Genomic DNA, 10,150 nt, shown 5'->3' with positions numbered 1-10,150 from the left:
TGTCGGGGCTGCCCCCGGCTGATCCTCAGCTTAGCAGAGAATCTCTTTCGGGGCAACCCTTCCAGTCTACCCCCGCAACTCAGCGAGTCAAGGGTTTTGACCGCTTCGTTTCGGGAGTGGTTCCACTCTACCGCAGTTTCGGAGTGCTCCGTCCCGGCGGTGTGTGGACCCGGATCACCGTGGTGGCAGGGCCACCCGCGCTGTCCGGTGTCTCCAGCATAACCCCCATACGGGGGTGCTCAAACCACACACCACCGACAGCGGTTCAGAGCTTGGTCAGGGGTGCGTAGCGGGCGACGAGGTCCTTTTCCCCGATGTCCGCGCCGAAGTCGACGCGCACCCGGGTGCGGTCCCCCGTACCTTCGACGAGCACCACCTTTCCCATCCCGTAGCTGTCGTGCGTAACCATGTCCCCACTACTCAGCGTGGGTTGTGCCCGGGAGTCCCCCCGAGTCCCCGACGAGGGATACCGGCCGGTTCCCGCTCCCGTCGTCGCCTCGCTGCGCTGCCAGTCCACGACCTCGGCGGGCAACTCGTCCAGGAAACGCGAGGGCGGATTGTAGGCAGGGGTTCCCCACGCCGACCGCACCGCCGCACGGGTGACGTACAACCGCTGTTGGGCACGGGTGATTCCGACATAGGCCAGGCGGCGTTCCTCCTCCAGCGCCGGACGATCCCCCAGGGTGCGTTGATGGGGAAAGACCCCGTCTTCCATTCCGCTGAGGAAGACGACGGGAAACTCCAGCCCCTTGGCCGCGTGCAGGGTCATGAGCGTGACCCGGTGCTCCGCACTGTCCGGAATCTGGTCGGTGTCCGCGACCAGGGACACCTGTTCGAGAAACTCGACCAGACTCGCCTCCGTCGGCTGTACCTCCTCCCCGGGCTCCCCGGTCTCCGCGGGTTCCTCGGAAGCGGCCTCCGGATCCGAATCCTGGGGGCCGTCCTGGCCGTAGCCGTTCTCGAACTCCCGAGCCACCTGGATGAACTCGTCCAGATTCTCCAGGCGCGTCTCGTCCTGGATGTCGGTGGAGTTCAGCAGCTCGGCCCGGTAGCCACTGCGTTCCAGGACTGCCTCGATCACCTCGGTGGGCCCATGGGTGGGCAGCAGCTCCCGCAGCTGGTCCATCATGTCCACGAAGTCGGCAATCGCCTTCACCGAACGTGTCGCGATCCCTGGGGCGTTGGCCGCATCCCGGAGCGCTTGGGCGAAGCTCACCCGCTCCCGAGAGGCGTGCAGCTCAACAGCGGCCTCAGCCCGGTCCCCGATCCCGCGCTTGGGCACGTTCAGGATCCGACGCAGACTCACGGTGTCCTCCGGATTGGCGAGGACCCGCAGGTAGGCCAGCAGATCGCGGATCTCCTTGCGCTCGTAGAAGCGCAGCCCGCCGACGATCCGATATGGCAGGCCCGTGCGGATGAACACGTCCTCGAACACACGGGACTGGGCGTTGGTGCGGTAACAGATCGCGACCTGCCCTGGGGTGCACGCACCCTCGTCGGTGAGCCGGTCGATCTCACCGGCGACGAAGGTGGCCTCCTCGTGCTCGTTGTCCGCAACGTAACCGACGATGCTGGCCCCGGATCCAGCCGCGGACCACAGTTGCTTGGGCTTACGGTCCTCGTTGCGTTCGATCACCGCATTGGCGGCGGTGAGGATGTTCTGGGTGGAACGGTAGTTCTGCTCCAACAGGATGGTGCGTGCATTGGGGAAGTCGCGCTCGAACTCGAGGATGTTGCGGATGGTCGCGCCACGGAAGGCATAGATCGACTGGTCCGCGTCACCCACGACGCACAGCTCTGGCGCGGCCAGGTCCGCCCCGTTGTCGCTTGGCGCCCCCAGCTCCCGCACCAGGGCGTACTGGGCGTGGTTCGTGTCCTGATACTCGTCGACGAGGATGTGCCGGAACCTGCGCCGGTAGTACTCGGCGACATCGGGGAACATCCGAAGCAGCTCCACCGTGACCATGATCAGGTCGTCGAAGTCCATGGCGCCGGAGGCGTGCAGCTGCTGCTGGTAGCGGCGGTAGGCCGCTGCGAGCTGACGCTCGGCGTCGCTACCGGCCTGTTCAGCGAAGGTGTCGTAGTCCACCAGGTCGTTCTTGAGGTTGGAGACCTGGGCGGAAAGGGACTTGGGTGGAAAACGCTTGGGATCCAGCTCCAGCTCACGACAGACCAGTTGCATCAGGCGTCGTGAGTCCGCGGCGTCATAGATCGTGAAACTGCTCGGGTATCCGAGACGGCTGGCTTCCCGACGCAGGATCCGTACACAGGCCGCGTGAAAGGTCAGCACCCACATGCCAGCGGCGACCCGGCTCCCCAGCAGCGACTCGACCCGTTCCCGCATCTCGGCCGCGGCCTTGTTGGTGAACGTGATCGCCAACACTTCGCTGGGCCGGACCTCACGTTGGGCCAGCAGGTAGGCGATCCGGTGCGTGAGGACCCGGGTTTTTCCCGACCCTGCTCCCGCGATGATGAGCAGGGGGCCACCCGCGTGGGTCACGGCGGCGCACTGCTGGTCGTTGAGTCCGTCAAGCAGCCGAGACGCTGCGGCTGACGCTGGGGCTGGAACTGGCGCTGACACCCTCCCCAGACTAGCCAGGTCCCGCGTCCCGTGTGGACCTGCGTAGGCTTATACCGCCGCATACCAGCATGTAAGGAGTCAGGTTGCGTATCTTCGTCGACACCGACCCGGGGATTGATGACGCGCTCGCCCTCGCCTACCTCACGGCGCAGCCCGAGGTCGATCTCCTCGGCGTCGGATCGGTGTTCGGGAACAACCCGGTCGACGTCACGACGGACAACGCCCTGCGTCTCCTGCACCTCTTCGACCGTGCGACGGTTCCGGTGGCTCGGGGCGCCGAGCGTTCACTGCTGGGCCGAACCGAGCTCGGCTTCGCCGAGCACGTCCACGGCAAGAACGGTCTGGGTGAGGTCGAGCTGCCCGCGAGCGATCACGCTCCGATCCAGGAATCCGCCGCCCGCCACCTGGTTGACCTTGCACGCCGGCACCCGGGGGAGGTCAACGTGCTGGTCCTGGGCACCTGCACCAACCTGGCTCTGGCACTCGCGCTGGAGCCCGAACTCCCGCAGCTGCTGGGGCGCGTCGTGGTCATGGGTGGGGCGGTGGCCGTCCCGGGCAATGTGCGCCCGTGGGCCGAGGCGAACGTGGCCAAGGATCCGGAAGCGGCCGACCGCGTACTCGGCGCGGGGTTCGACCTCACACTGGTGGCCCTGGACGTGACGATGCGGACGCTGGCCACCGAGGCGTGGTTGTCCCGCCTCGCCGCCTTCGACTCGGACCGGGCCCGGTACTGCGCGCGATTCCTGGAGTTCTACGTTGGCTGGTACGACGGGCGCATGGTCGCCGAACGTGCCTGTGCGATGCACGACCCGCTGGCTGCGGGGATCCTGCTGGATCCGGGTCTGGTCACCGACGCCCGGGTGTGTCCGGTCCATGTGGAGCTGACCGGCACACACACCCGGGGCATGACCGTGGCCGACCTGCGCCATCAACCCGGCCCCGATGATCGTCCCGCCGTGCGGATCGCGACCGCAGTGCGCAGTTCGGATTTTCTGGATCGATTGCTGACCGCGCTCCGGTAGGCCACTGCTGCGCCCGGGGCGGCGTCGCCCAGCGACCGGTGGTTTCCGGGATTTACCGGGGGTGTGGCTCGCGCCCATAGTCGTCGCACCGACTGTGGCCCTGTACCCCTACCCCGGCTTCCAAGGACGCGACATCATGAACCAGCCCTCTGTGCGCCTGTCCGTCATTGGTGCGGCGACCGTGCTCCTGGGTGGCCTCGCCGCCCCGGCCGCTGCCACGGACCCGGACAGCAACGGTGATACCGACCGGGGCGACGGCACCGCCTCGGTCCCGGCTCCCGAGGTGATTGGCCCCCTCGCGGGCAGCCCTCCCGGCGACCCCAAGTCCGACGACATCGAGGACACCTATCCCTTCTTCGCCAGCACCGAGGATCTCGACGCACACGGATACGTGGAGGAGGAGTTTCTGGTGCGGGGAAGCGCCCGCCAGTTCGAGGACCAGGCCGTGACCACGGAACACCCCTATACGACGCGGATCGTGGTGCGGCGCCCCGCCGAGGCGCGTTCCGCCAACGGCACCGCACTGGTGGAGTGGCAGAACGTCACGGCCGGGCACGATCTGGATGCGCTGTGGGCGCCGAGCGCACAGCACATCATGCGTTCCGGATACACCTGGGTGGGCGTGTCGGCGCAGCACGTCGGAGTGTCCCACCTGACCGGGTGGAGTCCCGCCCGGTATGGGGACCTCGATGTCACGGACGGGGGCACGGTGCCGGACGACCAGCTCTCCTACGACATCTTCGCCCAAGCGGGCCAGGCCATCGCCTCCGACGGCGCGGACCTCCTCGGCGATGTCGAGATCGACCAGCTGCTGGCGATCGGGGCCTCCCAGTCGGCGGGCCGGATGGTGGACTACTACGAGGACGTGCTGCCGGCAACCGAGCCCGTGTTCGACGGATACGGCTACATGGTCGGAGCCGCGCCATCCGAGCCGACCGGCCCCGAACCCGTGTTCCAGGTGGTCACGGAGAACGATGTGCTGATTGGTCTGGACGGGGACAGCCCCGCGGACAGTGAGCACTTCCGGAACTGGCAGGTGGCGGGCTCGGGACACTCTCCCTGGGCGGGCCAGGACGCCCGCAGCGAGGTCACCGAACGGGATCTCGGCAGCGAGGAGCAGTACAACTGCGTGTCCCCACCGTTCAGTCGGATTCCGCTGCACCAGGTGATCAACGCCAGTCTCGACCACCTCGACACGTGGTCCGGTGGTGGTGCGGCTCCGCCGATGGCCGAGCCGATCGAGCGCACCGAGGATGGCGCCATCGCGCGCGACGCCGATGGCATGGCCCTGGGGGGAATCCGCACCTCGGCCCTGACCGTGCCCACCGCGGTCAACACGGGTGTGAACGCGCCGGCGGACGACGACAGCGCGTTCTGTGTCCTGTTCGGCTCGTATGAACCCTTCGACGCTGCGGAGCTCGACGAGCGGTACCGCAACCATGGGCACTACATGTCCGAGGTGGCACAGGCCGAGCGTGAGCTGCTGCGGGACGGGTTCGTGGTGCCGGCCGACTCCGCGGAGAATCGCCGCGAGGCGGCCCGTTCCGACATCGGCCGCTGATACGGACACTGGACGGGCGGCCTCGGCCCGCGGGACCCGCCCGTCCAACGCAGGCCTCAGGAGTCCTCGGTACCGGGCTGCTCCCGCAGCAGGTGGCAGGCCAGATGGAGGGCCAGGCGTTGCTGCGGTGACTGGGGGTCGGCCCCCAGGGAGCGTAGGCGGTCCAGCCGCGCCGTGACCGTGTTGCGGTGCACACCCAGCCGGGCTGCGGCCTCCTGTACGGAACCTCCATGGTCCAGCACCACGGCCAGCGTGGTGATGAGCACCCGGTCCGGGTCCGCCGCCAGCACGTCGGCGAGGACCTCCCGGGCCGGTCCAACCAGCTCGGCCGGGATTCCGGCCAACAGGCGGCGCGGCCCCAGGGTTCCGGCCCGGACCACCGCCCCGGGGCCGCAGCTGCGGGCATCCCGGGCAGCCTCCCAGGAACTGCGGATCGTGGCTGCCAGTCTCGCAGTTCCGGTCTCCACCCGCCCCACCCCCGCCACCAGTTCCACCAGCGGTGCGAGTTCGTGTACGGCGTCTTCCACCTGGCGCACGAGTCGGGTGTGGAACCCCGCCTGCTCGGAGACGGCGTGGCAGCTGACCCAGCCGTCCGCATAGGGGATGAGGGTCGTCGTCAGGTGGCGCGACCACACGGCGTTGACCTCGCGGGAGTGGTCGATCACGGAGGTCGCTCCGTCCGGACCTGGTGCCGGCGGTGCGGCGGCCACGCCCGGCTCGGGGGAAGCCGCCGGTTCCACCGTGGCGGGCACCACCGCCACGGCGACCATGGGGCCTGTCGTCGGCCACCCCCAGGACGCCAGGCGTAGTTCGGCTGTGGTGTCCTCCGGTCGTGGGCTCTGTGAGACGGCGCCGTCACCAGGTACCGGTGCCGTGCTCTCCTCGCCGATCCCGCTGAGAATCCGCCGCAGGGTCACCGCGGCAACGCGCGGTTCCCGTTCCGCCTGGAGGCGCGTTGTCGAGGCCCAGCCCGTCAGGAGACCGGCGGCGAGGCGCAGAACCCCGCGAACCGTGGCTGCCCATCCGGTCGAGTACCCGTGCACCAGAGCGACGAGGTGGCCGAACTCCCGCCGGCCCGGACCTGGCACGGGGGCGGACACCAGCCGGTTCGCCGCGAGGGTGGCCTCGGGAGCGCCTGCGTCGGTGGCTGCCGCTGCCGCACACTCCCCCCACAGCCGGGCCGCACTGGTTCGTCCCGCGGCGATCGCTCCGGAGGGCGTGACCAGTGCCACGTCCACTCCAGGCAGTTCCCGGTTCAGGACCCCGAGGATCGGTCGTGCGGAGGCGCCGGCCTCGGCGAGGCGGTTGGCGCAACGTGCGGTCACCACGGCTCGGGCGGCGTCGGGACGGGCGACGGCCGCGGCCAGTTCGAGTCCGACGTCCTGGGTGGAGCGGTCCACGGCGAGCACGGGCACACCCAGCCGGGAGGCAACCAGTTCGGTGGATGTGGCCGCAGACGACGCGGGAATGACCACGCAGGCGGCAGCGCGCTCCCAGGCGGTCCGTACCGTGGCTTCGACGGTCCAGCCACCACGGGCCGCCCGCTCGGTGACCACCAACACGGCGTGCGCGATTCCTGTGGTGACGGGGGCGAGCTCGTCGAGCAGGCGCACCGAGTGCACCTCGCCGTCGAGTCCGGCGGTACCCAGCGGCCGCGCCTCGGCGAGTGGACCGCTGCGAACCAGTTCGGCAACGGACAGTGGGTTGGCTATGCGCATGGGCGGTTCCCCAGTTCGGGTAACCCGAAGGCCGCGGGGCCGGCGAGCGCCATTCCCGGTGCGGTGTGCCAGTGGTGTGCGGCCGGCAGGAGGATCACGTCCACGTCCAGCCCGGGAGTGACCTGTTCGATGTCGATCACCCGGCGGAAGTGTTGGCCGACCAGGCAGATGATGTCCGGCACGGACCCGATCACCCCGCCGTCGGCCAGAGCGAGGAGGATCTCGTTGTGGGCCTCGAGACGCACGATGCGGCGGGCCCGCTCGGCTTCCTCGATCACCAGGCTGGACACCGAGGCCGGGTGGGAGGTGGTGGATCTGCGGTCCGGACTGTACTCCACGTCGACGACCCGACCGCGGCAGAGAAGCCTCCCACCGAGCCGGCGCGCCAGCGCATGGCCGTCCGAAGTCGTGTCTCCGGGGTGGCGTAGGGCGTGGCCGGCCTGGATGGCGCGGTTGATACTGCCGGGAATGCCGGCCCGCAGGAACCGCGACACCCTGGCCGGGTAGCAGGCACAGATGACCCAGCCTCCACATCCCAGGACCAGTGGCCGCAGCATCGACTCCAGGCTGGCGGCCGGCTGGTCCACCACCACAACCTCACCGTTGCCACCGGCGACGGCCAGCGGGGTGGGGTCGATTCCGTCCAGGGCGTAGGTGGTTTGTTCCACCAGGGGAAAGCCACGCCCCATGCCGTCGATATCCAGAAGGGGCAGATCGAGCTGGGCCGCGGTGATGACCGCGGGAAGGCAGTTGACACCGGCGATGTTCAACGGCGCGATGGCCCGCAGTGACCCCCCGGTCCAGCGCTCCAGCGCAGCCACGGCCGCTCGGGTCTCGTTGCCGGTGGGGAGGTGCTCCTCCAGCATCGTGGGGGTACCGACGAGAAGCACGGCCACACAGTCGGGGTGTTGTGCGCGGTTTCCGGGATCGTCCGCGTGGGCCTCTGGGGCCTGCCCTGGGTTGCGGTCCGGGCCCAGCAGGCGAACGGGGCCGCGTGCCAGCGCCTGGCGTGCCCAGTCCAGCAGGGAGTCCGCGGGGCCGTCGGTTCCGCCTCCCCCGGACGAGAAGAGTTCGGCACCGATCACCAGATCGTCCAGCTCATCCAGGGTGATCTGGTCGCGGGGCGGCGGCGCGGATGGGGACGGAGGCGAAGCAGTCACGGATGTCCTCCCACATGGCCGGCGGCACGGACCCACAACCGATGCACGTTGGATGGAAGGTATCCCACCGGACCAACCCGTTCGGCGACAATGTGTGCGGAGGCGGGATCGGCGCCGGCGCGTGCCACCGCCGCGAGCGCCTCGGCGCGGGCCTCTTCCTGGATCAGGGAGAGATCGCTGCGCTCGGCGAGCACCACCCGACTGATCTCGGCGGCTGGCTGGGCCAGCGCCGCCCCCACCGCGGCGGCTGCCGTGCCGTTCGGGGGTGCGTGTGCTGCCAGGGCCTGCGGTAGGTGGGCCGCCGCCCCCGGGTCTCCGACGACGAGCACGGGCCGGGGCACGGCCGACTCCTGTAACCGGGTGACCACACGAACCAGGTCCGTGGCCGCCTGTGCCGCCCCGTCCCCAGTGAACGCCCGGGTGCCCCCGGACACCGTCTCGTGGATGGGAAGCGGCAGACTCACCGGCATTCCGGGGGCGATCGTCGCCGTGCCCTGGGGGGCATGGTGGGGACGCCCCCGGTCCACCAGTCCGATATCGGTGGTTTCGGCGCCGAAGGCCACGACGAGTGCGTTCTGTTGCCCGGCGAGCGCGCTCGCGCCGCAGAGTTCGGCGGCGAGATGCGCGTCCGCGGTGGTGACTGGGAGGCGGCGGAACGATTCGCCGTTGACCACCGAGCCGTCGTAGCGCACGAAGAACGGTGCGGCGCCCGGATGGTGGTGGGTGAGGTGGCTCTGGCAGGTGTGGAGCACGGTCGCGGCGAGTGGGCACAGCGCGGCGTTGAGCACGGCCGTGTTCTCGCGGGCCCGGAGGCCGAGCGCACCGAGTTCGTGTGCGAGCACGACCCGGAGGTCGGGGGCGACCTGCTCGATGATTTCGGCGGCCGCGATCTCGTGGCCGGGCACGGCCGGACTGCCTGCCGCGGTCACCGCGATTCCCTGGGCACCGTCGTCCCGGACACGGCGGGCGAACTCGGCCACAGCGCGCGTGTCCAGCTCGGCCAGGGGACGACCGAGGGGATCGTGGCCACCGGACACCACGGCCCAGCGTTCGCGGGCGGTTGTTCGCAGGTGCTCGGGCCAGCCGAGGAGGGGTGGAAGGGCGGTCCCTCCCGGTTGGGCGAGTCGCAGTGCGGCCGCTGGGGCCAGATCGACTCCGGTGGCCAAGCTGCGTGTCACCCAGTCTCCGGCAATGGTCACCGAGCTGGCCTCGGTTCGTGTCCCCGGTAGAGCGGTCGTGGACCGTCGGAGGGCCTCGGTGTCGGAGTCTGCCGGTGCCAGGGTGTTGGCCGCGGCCGCCCGAACGTCGTTCGTGTCCGGGTCGAGCACGGCCGCACTGACGCGTGCGCGTCCGCGGCCAATACTGACGCCGATACGCATGGACGCCCCCGAAGCAGCGGAGAAGCGGTACAGCTGGGCGGAACTGGGGTCTGGGACTATTCCGGGATCACGTCCCCAGGGCACACCTCCCCGGCGCCGGTATACGCGCACAGCCAGACCAGGGTGCCCGTCGTGGATCCGCGTGCGGCTCCGCGCTCCTGCGGGCCGCGCGCTGATCCGGAAGTGTCCACGAAACACTCCTTGGGTGAGTGACCGCACGATACCGGAGCTCAGCCACCGTGCTGCGCAGTGGTGGCGTCCGCAGCGGCCATCCCAACACCTCGGATGTCTGTGCCTAATGCACAGGCGTTTGAGGGGTGTCTATGCAGGAGGCACAGTCCGGGCGTCGGGCCGGGTGGCAGAGTGTGTGCCACGCGCTGCGGACAGCCGGATCAACGGCGGGTCGACCTCTCCCGCCGACAACACCGCAACTGCGCGGGCAGCGGGGCGACGGGGGTTCCGGCACCACGCCGGGGAGGGCCCCATCTTCCCAGACTGCTGTGGGCGGCGTCGTCCAACCCCTCCCGGGCGGCGCCGCCCGCGCATGCGCGCGGGGCCAACGCCACCGGGAGGGGAGAAGCGGCGCGGCCCCACAGGGAACGCTACCCAAGGCGCGCCCCAGAAACGAGCCCCATTTCCGGATTTTCCATCCGCTCCGGTATACGACCGTGCACACACATCCGTTGCCAACCTTGTTTCAGAACGCCCGGCATTTCGCAGAAGCGGGAT

The 10,150-nt window shown here is 69.7% G+C and carries 6 protein-coding genes; 2 read left to right on the top strand and 4 right to left on the bottom strand.

The genetic code is table 11. From position 1 onward, the window contains the following. Nucleotides 1–265: 265 nt before the first annotated feature. Nucleotides 266–2,581, bottom strand: a complete 2,316-nt coding sequence (gene pcrA, locus RIF23_RS08335) for a DNA helicase PcrA (RefSeq protein ID WP_310911829.1) — start codon at nt 2,579–2,581, stop codon at nt 266–268. Between the two features lie 83 nt (nt 2,582–2,664). On the opposite strand from pcrA, the gene RIF23_RS08330 reads away from it, so the two are divergent. Together RIF23_RS08330 and RIF23_RS08325 are read left to right on the top strand one after the other, a co-directional pair. Continuing rightward, nucleotides 2,665–3,603 (top strand): nucleoside hydrolase, encoded by a 939-nt coding sequence (locus RIF23_RS08330; protein ID WP_310911828.1) that lies wholly within the window; start codon nt 2,665–2,667, stop codon nt 3,601–3,603. Nucleotides 3,604–3,739: 136 nt separating this feature from the next. Then, complete coding sequence (locus RIF23_RS08325) at nt 3,740–5,164, top strand: alpha/beta hydrolase domain-containing protein (protein WP_310911827.1); 1,425 nt, start codon at nt 3,740–3,742, stop codon at nt 5,162–5,164. Between the two features lie 56 nt (nt 5,165–5,220). Here the strand turns inward: RIF23_RS08325 and RIF23_RS08320 are convergent, their stop codons facing one another. The 3 genes from RIF23_RS08320 to RIF23_RS08310 are packed head-to-tail and all read right to left on the bottom strand — an operon-like array spanning nt 5,221 to nt 9,505. Then, nucleotides 5,221–6,882, bottom strand: coding sequence for a PucR family transcriptional regulator (locus tag RIF23_RS08320; protein WP_310911826.1), 1,662 nt, complete (start codon nt 6,880–6,882; stop codon nt 5,221–5,223). Continuing rightward, the gene (locus tag RIF23_RS08315) at nt 6,873–8,042 is read right to left on the bottom strand and encodes a DUF917 domain-containing protein (RefSeq protein ID WP_310911825.1); all 1,170 of its coding nucleotides are present in this window, start codon (nt 8,040–8,042) and stop codon (nt 6,873–6,875) included. Before RIF23_RS08315 ends, RIF23_RS08320 begins: the two co-directional genes overlap by 10 nt. After that, a complete protein-coding gene (locus tag RIF23_RS08310) occupies nt 8,039–9,505 on the bottom strand; it encodes a hydantoinase/oxoprolinase family protein (RefSeq protein WP_310911824.1) in 1,467 nt (488 codons plus the stop codon). The genes RIF23_RS08315 and RIF23_RS08310 overlap by 4 nt, the downstream gene beginning before the upstream one ends. Nucleotides 9,506–10,150: the final 645 nt, after the last annotated feature.

This window comes from Lipingzhangella rawalii (assembly GCF_031628175.1).
GTDB classification, from domain to species: Bacteria; Actinomycetota; Actinomycetes; order Streptosporangiales; family Streptosporangiaceae; genus Lipingzhangella_A; species Lipingzhangella_A rawalii.
Note: the sequence above shows the minus strand (reverse complement) of the source record. Positions and strands in the feature narration are given on the sequence as shown.